Origin of the sequence: Flavobacterium cupriresistens, assembly GCF_020911925.1 — a bacterium.
In the GTDB taxonomy this organism is placed as follows: domain Bacteria; phylum Bacteroidota; class Bacteroidia; order Flavobacteriales; family Flavobacteriaceae; genus Flavobacterium; species Flavobacterium cupriresistens.
In genome coordinates this window covers 65467-78835 of record NZ_CP087134.1, presented here as the reverse complement: position 1 = coordinate 78835, position 13369 = coordinate 65467, and the positions used below count along the sequence as shown (strand labels likewise).

Sequence of the window (13369 nt, the reverse complement as noted above, 5' to 3'; positions counted from 1 at the left end):
CCTTTAAGGCAAAATCTAAATTTAATAAAATGGCAACAAAGAAAAAAATAATTACCAGAGATGATATTGTTTCAATCTATATGAATGATGTTTTAGAAGCAGGAAAAAGACCAGCATCCGTATTTCATTTTGTAAAAGGGAAAGATTTTACTGAGGCTGAATTTTATGCCTTTTTCGGAACACTCGAGAGTTTAGAAAAAGAAATATTTAGATTGTTTTTTGTGAACACCATAGATTTGTTAAACAAAAACACAGACTATTTGGAGTATGACATGAAAAATAAAATGTTGAGTTTTTACTTTACTTTTTTCGAAATTCTGACGGCAAACAGAAGTTATGTTTTGCAAACCTTAAAAGCAGATCTTAATCCGATCAAAAATTTGGTGCAGCTGACTTCGCTTCGGGAAGCTTTTAAAGAATACGTTGCTGAAATTTTGACGGATGATTATAGATTAGAACAAGAGAGATTTCAGAAATTTCAAGAGAAAACAATTCAGGAATCGGCTTGGTTGCAATTGATGTTAACGCTGAAATTCTGGATGAGTGATGCTTCTGCAGGTTTTGAGAAAACAGATATTTTTATCGAAAAATCGGTTAATGCGTCATTTGAGTTAATGAATGTAGCTCCAATGAATCACCTTTTGGATTTTGGAAAATTTTTATTCAAAGAAAAAATTTACAGCAGATAATGAAAACAATCGATTATATCCCAACCTCAAAAATAGAAAGAGCCGGTAAATTGGTTCAGACCGGTGCAAAAATAGGAGTTAACTACATTAAGCACTATGCCGAAAAAATGGTGAATTCCGATCTGACTCGTGACAAACTAAACGAAAATAATGCCGAAGATATTTACGATGGACTTAAAAGTCTAAAAGGTAGTGCGCTGAAAGTAGCGCAAATGCTGAGTATGGACAAGAATTTCCTGCCTCAGGCTTATGTAGAGAAATTTTCGTTGTCTCAGTTTTCTGTACCGCCGCTTTCTGCGCCCTTGGTACTGAAAACATTTAAAACGAATTTTGGAAAAACACCATATGAAATCTTTGATGAGTTTAATGCTAATTCTGTAAATGCCGCAAGTATTGGTCAGGTGCATTTAGCGGTGAAAAATAATAAAAAACTTGCCGTTAAAATTCAATATCCGGGAGTGGCCAATAGTATCTCTTCTGATTTGGCTTTGGTAAAACCCATTGCAATCAGAATGTTTAATCTGCAAGGGAAAGACTCTGATAAGTATTTTAAAGAAGTAGAAGATAAACTGATCGAAGAAACGAATTATTTACTGGAATTAAAACAAAGCCAGGAAGTAGTAGAAGCCTGCAGTAAAATCGAAAACATACTTTTTCCAAACTATTATCCTGAATTTTCGTCAGAGAAAATCATCACAATGGATTGGATGACCGGAATACACCTTTCTGAATTTACCGCCAAAAATACGGACCAAGTAGTTGGTGACGCAATTGGACAGGCACTTTGGGATTTTTATATGTATCAAATTCATGTTTTAAGAAAGGTTCATGCAGATCCGCATCCCGGGAACTTTTTGGTAGACGATCAAAATCATTTGATTGCACTTGATTTTGGATGTATGAAACAAATTCCAGAAGAGTTTTATGTGCCTTATTTTGAGTTGATCAATAAAAATGTCATTACAGACGAGACGCTTTTTAATCAGAAATTATTCGAATTAGAAATTCTTCGCCCGGACGATTCTCCTTCAGAAATTGAATATTTTACCGAGATGTTTCATGATTTACTATCTCTTTTCACCAGACCTTTTCAAAATGAAACGTTTGATTTCGCCGATGAAACTTTTTTCGATAGCATCGCCAAACTGGGAGAGCGCTTCACAAACGATACGAATCTCAAAAAAATGAACGGAAACAGAGGTTCTAAGCACTTTATTTACATGAATAGAACTTTCTTTGGACTGTATAATTTAATGTTTGATCTGAAGGCGAAAATTACGGTGGAGAATTATTTGAAGTATTAGGAGGTTTTTTTTGTTTCAGGTTTCAAGTTTCAGGTTTCAGGTTTTTGCTTCATGGAGATTGAGCAGATTTCTTTTTATGTTACACGCGCAACCTTGCGATTTCAAGGCATGACTAATAACACCAGAAACTTCATATAGTTTGTCATCCTGAGGAACTAAGGAATTTACGTTTGCTGAATTCATACCGTTGATCCTTCGTTCCTCAGGATGACAATATTGCGGAAAATTGAAACGGAGCAGCTTGTGTGATTTCTCCTTCGTCGAAAGGACAAAAAACAAGAATAAATCTGCTCAATCTGCCAAATCTGCGTGAAGCAAAAACCTGAAACCTAAAACCTGAAACCTAAAACCTGAAACTTGAAACCTGAAACCTGAAACTTGAAACAAAAAAAACTCCCCAATCCCCCAAATCTAAGAGAAATTACCCCTCCACCAAAATTGGAATTTGGAATTTAAAAACTTTGGAATTTCATTTAACAATCCCAGCCTTATAAGTAGCAATAGCGCGATCTCTTGCAAAAGCATGATCGATCATAGGTTCATTATAACCCAAATCAAATTCGGGAATCCATTTACGGATGTAGATTCCTTTGTCATCAAATTTCTTTAGTTGAATTTCGGGATTAAAGACTCTGAAATAGGGTGCTGCATCACAACCTGTTCCTGCGGCCCATTGCCAGTTGCCTACATTTGATGCCAGTTCAAAATCTAATAGTTTTTCGGCAAAATAGGCCTCTCCCCATTGCCAGTTGATGAGTAAATGTTTACATAGAAAACTCGCCACCACCATACGTACCCGATTGTGCATGTATCCTGTTTCGTTAAGCTGACGCATTCCGGCATCAACCATAGGATATCCGGTTGTGCCCGAACACCAACGTTTAAAGTCTTCTTCGTTATTGCGCCATTGAATGCCATCATAAGCCGATTTGAAATTATGATTGACAACATTAGGAAAACTAAAGAGGATTTGAATAAAAAATTCACGCCAGATTAATTCGCTCAAAAAAGTCTGATTTGTTTTGTTGGCCCAGTTCACTAATTTCCGAATACTAACCGTTCCAAAACGCAAATGAGGAGAAAGATATGAGGTGCTGTCCAGAGCCGGAAAGTCTCTGGTTTCTTTATAGCTTTTAATTTGGGTTAAGTTATGCGGAAGTACTTTTATCGTGCTTTTTTCAAAGCCTATTTGGGATAATTCCGGGAATTGAAATTGATTTTTAGCAAAATTAGCAAACAAAGGTTTTGTGTCACATTCCGTCACAGTTCCGTTCAAGTGGTATTTCTCCAGCCATTTGTTTTTGTATGGAGTGTAAATCGTGTAAGGAAGCCCGTCTGACTTGGTGATTTCTTTCTCTTCAAAAATCACGTGATCTTTATACGATGAAAAAGCAATGCTGTTTTGTTGTAATAAATTACAAATCTCTAAATCCCGTTTTATCGCATAAGGCTCGTAATCCTTATTGAATGTTACATTTTGGATATCATATTCCGTTAAAAGAGAGTGCCAGACTTCAGTAGTTTTTCCTTTTTTAATTAAAAGAGAAGACCCTGTTAATTGAAGCTCTTCGTTTATTTTTTGAAGTGAATCGTATATAAAACTTACCCTTGCATCACTTTTTGGAAGACTCTCCAGGATATCTTCGTCAAAAATAAATATTGGAACTACCGGGAACGAAGAATGTAATGCATGGAATAAACCAACATTATCATCTAGTCGTAAATCACGTCGGAACCAGAAAATAGTCACTTTTTGTTTCATTGTACTTTTGTGTTAAAGTGCTCTTCGATTTTGCTATAGCGATAATTAAAAATGGCTTTTAGTTTGTTTGCTACAACCAGTTTATTCATAATGCGTCCTAAATAGCCAAATGGCAAGGCATAATGCACAATATCGGTCATTTTTACGCCCGTTTCCGTGGTTTCAAAAAAGTGTTTGTGATGCCACAATTTGTAAGGACCAGAAAGTTGTATGTCTACAAAATAGTGATTTTCTACTGAAACGGTAATTTCGGTTGCCCATGAGATTTTAATTCCCAGAAGCGGTTTCAGGGTATAAGTAATGATTTGACCGGGATACATGCGTTTGTTGTCGAAATCTAAAATTTCAAAACGCATAGTGTCTGGAGTAATAGTTTGAAGATTTTTTGGGCTGGAAAAGAAATCCCAACATTCTTCTATACTTGCATTTATATGTTGCGTGGTTTCTATTTTGTATAATTTCATAATGTGTCGTATTGCTATAATTCTGAGTATTCGCAACGTCTGTGTCAGGAGTTCAAACAAAAATTATTTATGCAGGATGTTTTAAGTGGTAAAAGAAGTAAATGATAGAAACAAACACACTTATTCTGAGACTGGTATCAAAACAATTACATTTTATAATATTTAAAAGGAACGAACAACATTCCAAAACACTCTCCGTCTTCTTTGCCTAAATGTTTGTGGTGCATTTTATGTGCCTTTCGTAGTCCGATGAGGTATTTGTTTTTGGTGTTTTTAAACCATTTAAAACGCTGATGAATGAGTACGTCGTGTATTAAAAAATAACAAACGCCATAAAGGGTAATGCCGCAAGCAATAAAAAACAAATAATTAAAACCGCCTTCAACACCAAAATAAAAAAGAACAATACTCGGAGTAGCAAAAATGACAAAGAAAATGTCATTACGTTCAAAAGTATGTTCGTATTTGGGTTGGTGATGATCTGCGTGAAAGTACCACATTAAGCCGTGCATAATGTATTTGTGCGTAAGCCACGTTACACATTCCATAAACAGAAAAACACTTAGAAAAATTAAAAAAGAAATCATTTTATGTTTTTGTATAGTTGTCAGTAAAAAGGCTGAAAAATAACCCTGAAAAATAAAAATAAGATCAGACCAGTTTCAATTTATAAGTTACAAAAGACTGCGCCAAAAGCCCGGCTTTTGTATAATTTGAAACTCGGATTCTCGAATTTCCAATTTCATAATAAGGCGTATTTTTGAGTTTCTGTAATAGTTTTTTATAATAAATAAAGGCGGTGTACACTCCGAATTTAGCTTCAATTGGTAGTTTTACGATGCCTTGATAGGCGATTTTGAAATCTTCTTCAATTTCGTTGATAATGGCATTTTTTGCATTTTCATCAAAAGAATTTAAGTTGATTCCGGGGAAATAATTGCGGTTTAAAATCAGATTGTCCTCTTTTAGATCGCGTAGAAAATTTACTTTTTGAAAAGCAGAGCCCAGTCGCATGGCCTCCCCTTTGAGTTGTTCGTATTTCTGATCTTTCCCGGCCACAAAAACTTTGAGACACATTAATCCGACAGCATCGGCAGAACCATAAATGTAATCTTCATATTCCGTTTGTGTGTTGTAAGTCGATTTTACGAGATCAAGTTTCATGCTTTTTAAAAAGGCCTGAATCAGATCGTCTGTAATATTGTATTGTTTTACCGTATGCTGGAATGCATTTAAAATAGGATTTAAGCTAATGCCCATTTCCATTGCCTTGTAGTATTCTTTTTCAAAATCATTTATTAGATATTCTTTATTGTAATCCTGAAAAGAATCGACAATTTCATCTGCAAAACGAACAAAACCATAGATGCTGTAAATGGCTTCTCTAATGCTTGGTGCCAACATGCGTACGGCGAGGGAGAAAGAAGTGCTGTAGTTTTTGGTAACCAATTTGCTGCAGCTGTAAGAGACAGTGTCAAATAGTGATTTCATTTTTTACGATCTAATAGATTTATGAATTAACTCAGCTACTAATTTTCCTGATATTAAGGCGGGCGGTACACCCGGACCCGGAACAGTTAATTGCCCCGTGAAAAATAAATTTTTGACTTTTTTGCTTTTCAGCTTGGGTCTTAAAAAGGCGGTTTGCAATAGGGTATTTGCCATTCCGTAAGCATTTCCTTTGTAGGCATTGTAATCTGCTACAAAATCATTTTTGCAAAATGACTTCTTAAATATAATATTATTTTTGATTTTTTGCTGCGTGATCTGTTCAAATCGAGTGATTATTTTTTCAAAGTATTCTTCTCGAAGTGCTTCAGTATCTTTAATTCCGGGAGCTAATGGAATCAGGAAAAATGCACTTTCCATTCCCTTTGGTGCTGCAGTTTCATCTGTTTTTGATGGAAAATTAGCATAGAATAAGGGAGCTTCAGGCCATTTCGGCTGATCGTAAATATCAATTGCATGCTGATTAAAATCGACATCAAAAAACAGATTGTGATGTGTTGTATTTTCTATTTTTTTGTCGAAGCCCACAAAGAAGAGCAGGGAAGAGGGAGCAAAAGTTCGACTTTCCCAATAAGCTTCAGAATAAGAACGATGAGGTTTGTCAAGCAAAGTCTCGGTATGATGATAATCGGCACCGCTTAAAACAATATCGGCTTGAATATGTTTTCCGTCGATGAGTACTCCGGTTGTGATTTTATTGGTTACAACTATTTTTTCAATAACAGAATTGGTTTTAATAGTAACTCCAAGTTCAAGAGCCAGTTTCTCAATTCCACGTACAACATCAAACATGCCGGTTTTCGGATGCCAGGTTCCTAAGCCAAAATCGGCATAGTTCATGAAGTTATAAAAGGATGGCGTTTTAGTTGGTTTTGCTCCAAGAAATAAAACCGGGAATTCTAGAATTTGAATCAAACGTTCGTTTTTAAAATTCTTTCTGACATCACGGCTGACGGTGCTGAAGAACTGATTTAGTTTTAAAGCGGTCTGAGGGGTGATTAATTCTAAAGGCGAAACTCCGGGGCGATAAACCAAATCTTTAATGGCAATGTCGTAATTGCTTTTTGCTTCTTTGATGAAAGCGGCTAATTTTTTACTGCTTCCGGTTTCGATGGTTTCAAAAGTAGTCTGTATGGCTTCAAGGTTGTCGCAAATACTTATAAAATCTTCCACTCCAAAATAAACCCTGTAGGCCGGATTGAGTTTAATAAGCTCGTAATAGTCGGAAGGTTTTTTGTTGAAATCGTTAAAGAAACGTTCAAAAACATCGGGCATCCAATACCAACTTGGTCCCATATCAAAAGTAAAACCGTCTTTTTTAAACTGTCTGGCTCTACCACCAATCGTTTCATTTTTTTCATAAATGGTAACACTGTTCCCTTGCTGGGCAAGGTAACAAGAGGCTGCTAATGCAGAGAAGCCAGACCCTATTATGATGATGGTTTTCTTCATTTGTTTAACAAATGTACAAAAACTTTAAACAAAACTTTATATTCTTTCTATTGTTTCGTCCATAGAATCGAAAATACGGATTCTGTCCGGTAAATTTCTCTGGTCAATGTGTTCGACCATTTTGCCCATAAGCCAGATTTCGTTGTTTTTTAGAAGTAATTTTTGCCCCATTGATTTTACGTATTGATTGATAACACTACGATCCGGCTGAACAGTCATGAAGGATATAAAAGTGATATTGTCAAAATGTTTTGTGAGATCCTGCAGGTTTTCGACCGGCATGCTTTCTCCTAAATAAATGGTTTTGTAGCCTTTAGACAGAATTTCATATTGAAGATAAAGCAATCCGATTTGGTGAATTTCGTTTAAGGGTAAGGAAAGAACAAAAATGCGATCGGTTTTGGTTGGCTTTTGTATTTGAAGGCTTTCGGTGTAAATGAGTATTTTCTGCTTGATTAAATGACTCATGAAATGCTCATTTGCAGGAGTTATGGTTTCCGATTGCCATAATAAGCCTAATTCTTTTAATAAGGGAAGAAAATGTTCTTTGAAAACTTCTTTGAATGTTTTTTCAGAAATCAACCAGTCAAAAGTATTGAAGAATATTTCCTGATCGAAATTCATCATGGCCATTTTAAATGAGGTAATGGCGAAGTTCTGCGAGTTCTTTTTTGAAATGATTTCACGAACCAATTGTGGGATCTTTTCGTCAGGATAAGTAGCGATTTTAGAAATCTTATAACCGTACTCGTGTAATAATGTTATGTTTAAAAGTTTCTGGAGATTTTGCAGATTATAAAGTCTGATATTGGTGTCCGTTCTCATAGGTTCAAGAATGTTATATCTTTTTTCCCAGATACGAATGGTATGTGCTTTTATTCCGGATAAGTTCTCAAGGTCTTTAATGCTGAAAACAGTTTTTATGTTGTTTACCATTTTTGGTGATTAAGTAAACAAAAATAAAATAAAATCCGAGATACCGTCTTAAAACAATCCTAAAATGATAGTTTAGGCAAGGTTTACGGGATCAAAACGGTTTAATTTGTCTAAATGTAGAATGGTTTTAGAGCCGTCATCACTTCTGTCGTACATAGTTTCGAATTTGGCGCCGTAAACAACTTCATCAAAAGTATACGAGGTGCTTGCTGCTACGGTATTGCTGAACATATCATCAAAAGTGGTAATGAAGACCAGGATTTCACCATGTATTTTCTTAAAATCGTCTTCAGTGAAATTATATAACGGACTGTCTTCGGTTATAGGGTGTACGAGTGTCCAGCTTAGCGAGAGTGCGTTTATATGACTTAGTTCTAATGCTAAGGAATAAAACTTGTTGGTCATTTTGCCATCTTCTTCAATGCTCATTCCTAAGGTAACTTTTGCTGTTGCGTCTGTGAAATTGGTATTTTTAAAAGGAACGAGACGGATCATTAAAGCTTTGTTTTGTCCGTAAGGTGAAATTAGTGCATTATGTGAAAATTTTAAAAAAGCGGTCGGTTTACTGAATCTTCCAAAGAATAAACCCGTTGCAATCGCAAAACTCAGTAGTCCAATTAAAGCTTCTGCTGCAGATAAGGCACTTGTTAGAAAACCGGTTGGACTAATATGCCCATAACCTACAGTGGTAAAGGTTTGCGCACTAAAAAAATAAGCTTGCCCAAATTGGTCCAAAAGACCACCAGATGTTGTAATTCCGTCCAGGTGTTCTATGCCGATTGCGTAATAAAGAACGGCAAAAACAAAATTGATTGCGATATAAAAACTAAACAAAATAGACAGGAATCTCCAGTTAGGCATGTCGATCATGGTATGGTACCAGCTGATGCGACGCAATAAATGCATGCCTCTTTTTTCTATATTGGCAGTTCCGTTTTTGTTTACGAATCTTCCGCCATAACTGTTTGCATTGGTTCCAAAACCGGAGTTTTGATCTGTTTTAGCTTTGTTGTTTATTTTTTTAAGAAGTACCATTGCTGTTTTGTTTGAGGACAAATGTAAGGATAACTTTTAGATGAAATTAAGAGCCCTGTAAAATGAAAAAGCAATCTGCGGTACTTGATGACCACAGATTGCTTAATGTATTGTTAGAGTGCTGTTAGATACTATTTACAAAAAGTAGCTTTGTTTTTTATAGCGCTTTGGCTGCCTAGCTCAATTGCTTTTGAGAAATCTTTGCAGCAGTTCTTTTTATCTCCAATTTTATTATACGCCAAACCTCTTAGGTTGTAGGCAATATAATCTTTAGGGTTTAAACCAAGAGAAGCAGTGCAGTCCTCTATAGTGCCTTGATAATTTTGTAATTTGTAATTTACATTGGCTCTGCCTGTAAAGGCATCTGCATTCATGCTGTCTAAATCAATTGTTTTACTGAAATCGGCTGAAGCTCCTTTTAAGTCATTCAACTTTAGTTTCGCAACACCTCTGTTTTGGTAAGCTTCAACAAATTTGGAGTTCATACTAATTGCTTTGGTGTAATCTGCAATGGCACCTTTTGTGTTTCCGGCTTCTGCTTTCTTTAGGGCTTTGTCAAAATAACCGGTTGCAGATTGTGCAAAACTCGAAAACGTAATCATCATAAATGATAGAAAAAATAAATGTTTCATAAACTAATTTGGGATTAGTAGGTTAATTAATTAGAAACGAATTTAGGAAAGATTTATTTGTAACAGAAGTGCTTTTGTAAAATTATGGTTAGCAAATGAAAATTTTTTGTGCGTGTAGTTTGTGTGATCTGTTTTACAGTCTGTTCTGTTTCTCTGCCGTTTGTTTTAGAGTGGTGTTTTTTATGATTTGGTTTCTAAAATGGTATTTGCGAGTATAAAAAGTTAGGCTTATGGGCAAGCTTGGGCAGTATTTGTTGTGAAAGTTTACTATATAGTATTGATGTAGCCGTAAAAGTGTATTTAAATCATATAAGTGATATAAGTTCATTTTAGACTACTTGCCGAAAAAAGATCAAATCCAAAAGTTGTGGGGAAGTAAAAATCTCGCGAAGACGCAAAATCGCAAAGTTTTAATGAAAAAGTAGAAAAAACTTGGCGGCTTGGCGTCTTTGCGAGATCATCAAAGCGAGAAGTTGGGAAATTAGAGACTTGAAAAGCTGTGGTAAAAAAGTATAAGATCTGCTATTTCTAACAAAAGGAAATTTCTAAAAATTATTCCACAACTTCTGAACTTGATTCCTGTCGTCGCAAAGTTGTTCTTTATGGTTTGGGATTTTGATAGTAAGAGTGTCTCTCCAAAATGCCAGAAATAAAAAAAAGGTCAAGTAAAATAAATTACTTGACCTTTTGTGACCCGACTGGGGCTCGAACCCAGGACCCCATCATTAAAAGTGATGTGCTCTACCAACTGAGCTATCGAGTCATTCATTTGCTTTCTGAACGCGGGTGCAAATATAAGGACTTTTTATTGAAGTTTCCAAGTGTTTGCGGGTACTTAATTTGATATTATTTTATATCTGTTTTTATTTTTCTGAAAACGTGTGGTTTGGGGGTTTATTTTTTTTGCTTTTTTATTTTAAGATAGGTTCAGATGTAGTTTAATTCTTATTGTTTGCTAGGGTTAAGGAGAATTAGCTTTGTAAGCTCGGGAGTTTATGAGCGAAGATTTCAATCTTAAAGTTTAAAAATGAAATTCCAGAGATAAGTTCAGAACTTATTTTTTGAAATCATTTAGCTTTAAAATGAGTCATACTTAGAAAAAGGAATAAAAAAGATTAAACCATATAAGTAATATAAGTTCATGTCATTTTAAGCGCTTACACTTTAAAGAGCTTATATTGCTTATATGGTTTAAAAACGATAAGTGTGGAATTGTATTTGGAAAGTAAGAAATTATATCACATAAGAGATGTAAAATTATCTTTGGTTTTTCCTTTGCATCCGTTACAGTTAAAAACGGTAGTGAAGCCAAAGCTGACAGGTTTCAAAAACCTGTCAGCTTTAAATTCGCAAAAGCGAAGGGAAATAATTTTGGAGTATAATGTTGTTTTCTGTCTAAAAGCAATTATAAGTGTCTGGCCTTTTTTTAAACTTTGCGGCTTTGCGACTTTGCGAGATTTTTCATCTCGACACAACTTTTACATCTTATTCGTTTTTTAATAGTACAAAAAAAAGCTAAACACCAAAAATATTGTTAGTGTTTAGCTTTTTCTAATTTAATGAAGTGACCACGGTGGGATTTGAACCCACACGCCCTTACGAGCACCACCCCCTCAAGATGGCAAGTCTACCGTTTCTCCACGTGGCCAAAAAAAAAGGTCAAGTAATTGAATTACTCGACCTTTGTGACCCGACTGGGGCTCGAACCCAGGACCCCATCATTAAAAGTGATGTGCTCTACCAACTGAGCTATCGAGTCATTGCTTTCAAGGAATTTAATTTGTTAATCACAAAATTTGTGACCCGACTGGGGCTCGAACCCAGGACCCCATCATTAAAAGTGATGTGCTCTACCAACTGAGCTATCGAGTCATTTAATTCCTTGAATGCGGGTGCAAATATAAGGAGTTATTTTCGAAGTTTCCAAGCATTTTTATTATAAATTTGTCTTTTTTTAAGAAAAATTCTCAACGTCTTAGTTTATAAGGTTTTATTAGTATGAAAAAAATTGTGTTATTAGGTTATATGGGGTGCGGAAAGTCAACAATTGCCCAAAATTTGTCGAAAATTACAAATATTCCGTTTTTGGATTTGGATAAATGTATCGAAAATAGAGTCAATTTATCAATAAATGAAATTTTTGAACAACATGGGGAGATCTATTTTAGAAAATTAGAGCACGAAATTTTTGTCGAATTGCTTCAATCTTCAGAAAATAGTATAATTGGTTTGGGTGGAGGAACGCCATGTTATGCAAATAACCATGAATTATTGAAGAACGATGGTGTTACTTCAATTTATTTAAAAGCCTCCATAGAGACATTATATAATAGGTTAGTTCATAATAAGAGCAAGCGTCCCTTGATTGCTGATATGAATGAAGAAGAAATGAGAGAGTTTATTGCGAAACATTTATTCGACCGAAGCTTTTATTACAACCAGGCACAACATAAAGTCACGGTTGATGGCAAATCAGTCGAAGAAACGGTTCAGGATATTATAGCGATACTAGCTTAAGAAGGCATAATCACCGCCATTTTCGTCGAAAACAACCTGAACATGCTCTAATAAAGAGGTGGAAAGAGAGATTCCTTTGAAATCAGCTTTCACGGGGTATTTTTTATGATTTCGGTCTACAAGTACTGCAGTTTTGAATTTCTTAAGCGGAACGTCTAAGAAATGACGAACTGCGTATATTAAAGTAGTACCGGAATTTAAGACATCATCAACAAGGACTAATCCTTTGTTAGCGTATTCGCTGGCCGGTAAAGAAGTTTGTATGGGTGACTGCGGATTTTGTTTGTCAACTTTAACTTCGCAAAGAGAGACTTTCAGATTTGAGATGTTGCCTAAAGCTACTGCCAGTTTTTGAGCAAAAACAGATCCATTAGAGGCGATTCCGGCTATCACAACTTCGTCTTCGTCAACAAAAGTCTCGTAAATTTGATAAGCGATACGTTTTATTTTATGTTCGATTTCCTGATTCGTTAAGATGATGTTCTTGTTCATGATTTATTTTTTTGCTAAAATACATATTTAGGGTGTTAAATTCCAAGTTTTAAAAATTCCAAATTCCAACTGTTTGGGCTCGGATTTGTGTTTACTTGGAACTCTTTTTGAAACAATTTATAGTTCCTAGTAATAGAGTTTGTTTGAATGGTTGGAATTTGGAATTTCAAGTTTTGGAATTTCAATCTCCTTCCTCCTCATCAAATATCTCATTACCATACTCATCAATATCTCTACGGTCCTTTTTGGTGGGTCTTCCGGTTCCACTTTTGCGATAGTGTTCTTTAGAAAGTTTTAGCAACTCCAGGTGAGCATAAGCTTCGGCTGGTGTTTCGTTTTTGCGATAGATGTCAACAAGTTTTGCTCCAACACGACTTTCCGGTATGTCAAGTACGGTTATGATTTGCGTAATCTGATCTTTTCTAAAGGTAATCCTGTCGGTCGGGAAAACCTCTTTTGATGGTTTCGCAACCTGCCCATTTACAGTGATGTGGTTCTTTTTACAGGCTTCGGTAACCATATTTCGGGTCTTGTAATAGCGTACGCACCACAGGTATTTATCTATTCTCATAATTTT

At 35.4% G+C, this 13369-nt stretch carries 13 protein-coding genes and 4 tRNA genes; 3 read left to right on the top strand and 14 right to left on the bottom strand.

Features of this window, described 5'->3' with window-relative positions:
* Nucleotides 1-29 precede the first annotated feature (29 nt).
* Together LNP23_RS00380 and LNP23_RS00375 are read left to right on the top strand one after the other, a co-directional pair.
* Nucleotides 30-689 (top strand): TetR family transcriptional regulator C-terminal domain-containing protein, encoded by a 660-nt coding sequence (locus LNP23_RS00380; RefSeq protein WP_230003039.1) that lies wholly within the window; start codon nucleotides 30-32, stop codon nucleotides 687-689.
* Entirely contained in the window at nucleotides 689-1993 is a 1305-nt protein-coding gene (locus tag LNP23_RS00375; protein WP_047773859.1) for an ABC1 kinase family protein, read from the top strand. Before LNP23_RS00380 ends, LNP23_RS00375 begins: the two co-directional genes overlap by 1 nt.
* Nucleotides 1994-2462: 469 nt before the next feature.
* On the opposite strand, the gene LNP23_RS00370 is transcribed toward LNP23_RS00375, so the two are convergent.
* The 12 genes from LNP23_RS00370 to LNP23_RS00315 form a co-directional block, all read right to left on the bottom strand.
* Nucleotides 2463-3755: a cryptochrome/photolyase family protein gene (locus LNP23_RS00370; RefSeq protein WP_230003038.1), complete on the bottom strand. Its 1293-nt coding sequence runs from the start codon at nucleotides 3753-3755 to the stop codon at nucleotides 2463-2465.
* The gene (locus tag LNP23_RS00365; protein ID WP_230003037.1) at nucleotides 3752-4219 is read right to left on the bottom strand and encodes an SRPBCC family protein; all 468 of its coding nucleotides are present in this window, start codon (nucleotides 4217-4219) and stop codon (nucleotides 3752-3754) included. The genes LNP23_RS00370 and LNP23_RS00365 overlap by 4 nt, the downstream gene beginning before the upstream one ends.
* 146 nt (nucleotides 4220-4365) lie before the next feature.
* Nucleotides 4366-4806, bottom strand: a complete 441-nt coding sequence (locus LNP23_RS00360) for a sterol desaturase family protein (protein ID WP_230003036.1) — start codon at nucleotides 4804-4806, stop codon at nucleotides 4366-4368.
* 64 nt (nucleotides 4807-4870) lie between these two features.
* Nucleotides 4871-5710 carry a phytoene/squalene synthase family protein gene (locus LNP23_RS00355; RefSeq protein ID WP_230003035.1) on the bottom strand — a complete coding sequence of 280 codons (840 nt, stop codon included), beginning with the start codon at nucleotides 5708-5710 and terminating at the stop codon, nucleotides 4871-4873.
* A gap of 3 nt (nucleotides 5711-5713) precedes the next feature.
* Entirely contained in the window at nucleotides 5714-7180 is a 1467-nt protein-coding gene (locus LNP23_RS00350) for a phytoene desaturase family protein (RefSeq protein ID WP_230003034.1), read from the bottom strand.
* A gap of 36 nt (nucleotides 7181-7216) precedes the next feature.
* On the bottom strand, nucleotides 7217-8116 hold the full coding sequence (locus tag LNP23_RS00345; RefSeq protein ID WP_047773849.1) for a MerR family transcriptional regulator: 900 nt from the start codon (nucleotides 8114-8116) through the stop codon (nucleotides 7217-7219).
* Between the two features lie 72 nt (nucleotides 8117-8188).
* Nucleotides 8189-9151 (bottom strand): ion channel, encoded by a 963-nt coding sequence (locus tag LNP23_RS00340; protein WP_230003033.1) that lies wholly within the window; start codon nucleotides 9149-9151, stop codon nucleotides 8189-8191.
* A 131-nt stretch (nucleotides 9152-9282) separates the two neighbouring features.
* Nucleotides 9283-9783, bottom strand: a complete 501-nt coding sequence (locus LNP23_RS00335) for a tetratricopeptide repeat protein (protein WP_230003032.1) — start codon at nucleotides 9781-9783, stop codon at nucleotides 9283-9285.
* 690 nt (nucleotides 9784-10473) lie between these two features.
* Nucleotides 10474-10546 (bottom strand) — tRNA-Lys (locus tag LNP23_RS00330).
* 802 nt (nucleotides 10547-11348) lie between these two features.
* Nucleotides 11349-11431 (bottom strand) — tRNA-Leu (locus LNP23_RS00325).
* A gap of 38 nt (nucleotides 11432-11469) precedes the next feature.
* Nucleotides 11470-11542, bottom strand: a tRNA-Lys gene (locus tag LNP23_RS00320).
* 40 nt (nucleotides 11543-11582) lie between these two features.
* Nucleotides 11583-11655, bottom strand: a tRNA-Lys gene (locus tag LNP23_RS00315).
* A gap of 126 nt (nucleotides 11656-11781) precedes the next feature.
* Here LNP23_RS00315 and LNP23_RS00310 point away from each other — a divergent pair.
* A complete protein-coding gene (locus LNP23_RS00310; RefSeq protein WP_230003031.1) occupies nucleotides 11782-12300 on the top strand; it encodes a shikimate kinase in 519 nt (172 codons plus the stop codon).
* On the opposite strand, the gene LNP23_RS00305 is transcribed toward LNP23_RS00310, so the two are convergent.
* The gene (locus tag LNP23_RS00305; RefSeq protein ID WP_047773840.1) at nucleotides 12292-12792 is read right to left on the bottom strand and encodes a phosphoribosyltransferase family protein; all 501 of its coding nucleotides are present in this window, start codon (nucleotides 12790-12792) and stop codon (nucleotides 12292-12294) included. The two genes, LNP23_RS00310 and LNP23_RS00305, sit on opposite strands and share 9 nt — an antisense overlap.
* Nucleotides 12793-12973: 181 nt before the next feature.
* Complete coding sequence (locus tag LNP23_RS00300) at nucleotides 12974-13363, bottom strand: RNA-binding S4 domain-containing protein (protein ID WP_230003030.1); 390 nt, start codon at nucleotides 13361-13363, stop codon at nucleotides 12974-12976.
* Nucleotides 13364-13369 lie beyond the last annotated feature (6 nt).

Excerpts from the sequence above, each read along its gene's own strand:
- LNP23_RS00380 (WP_230003039.1), top strand. The coding sequence starts at position 30 with ATGGCAACAAAGAAAAAAATAATTACCAGAGATGATATTGTTTCAATC.
- LNP23_RS00375 (WP_047773859.1), top strand. The coding sequence starts at position 689 with ATGAAAACAATCGATTATATCCCAACCTCAAAAATAGAAAGAGCCGGT.
- LNP23_RS00370 (WP_230003038.1), bottom strand. The coding sequence starts at position 3,755 with ATGAAACAAAAAGTGACTATTTTCTGGTTCCGACGTGATTTACGACTA.
- LNP23_RS00365 (WP_230003037.1), bottom strand. The coding sequence starts at position 4,219 with ATGAAATTATACAAAATAGAAACCACGCAACATATAAATGCAAGTATA.
- LNP23_RS00360 (WP_230003036.1), bottom strand. The coding sequence starts at position 4,806 with ATGATTTCTTTTTTAATTTTTCTAAGTGTTTTTCTGTTTATGGAATGT.
- LNP23_RS00355 (WP_230003035.1), bottom strand. The coding sequence starts at position 5,710 with ATGAAATCACTATTTGACACTGTCTCTTACAGCTGCAGCAAATTGGTT.
- LNP23_RS00350 (WP_230003034.1), bottom strand. The coding sequence starts at position 7,180 with ATGAAGAAAACCATCATCATAATAGGGTCTGGCTTCTCTGCATTAGCA.
- LNP23_RS00345 (WP_047773849.1), bottom strand. The coding sequence starts at position 8,116 with ATGGTAAACAACATAAAAACTGTTTTCAGCATTAAAGACCTTGAGAAC.
- LNP23_RS00340 (WP_230003033.1), bottom strand. The coding sequence starts at position 9,151 with ATGGTACTTCTTAAAAAAATAAACAACAAAGCTAAAACAGATCAAAAC.
- LNP23_RS00335 (WP_230003032.1), bottom strand. The coding sequence starts at position 9,783 with ATGAAACATTTATTTTTTCTATCATTTATGATGATTACGTTTTCGAGT.
- LNP23_RS00310 (WP_230003031.1), top strand. The coding sequence starts at position 11,782 with ATGAAAAAAATTGTGTTATTAGGTTATATGGGGTGCGGAAAGTCAACA.
- LNP23_RS00305 (WP_047773840.1), bottom strand. The coding sequence starts at position 12,792 with ATGAACAAGAACATCATCTTAACGAATCAGGAAATCGAACATAAAATA.
- LNP23_RS00300 (WP_230003030.1), bottom strand. The coding sequence starts at position 13,363 with ATGAGAATAGATAAATACCTGTGGTGCGTACGCTATTACAAGACCCGA.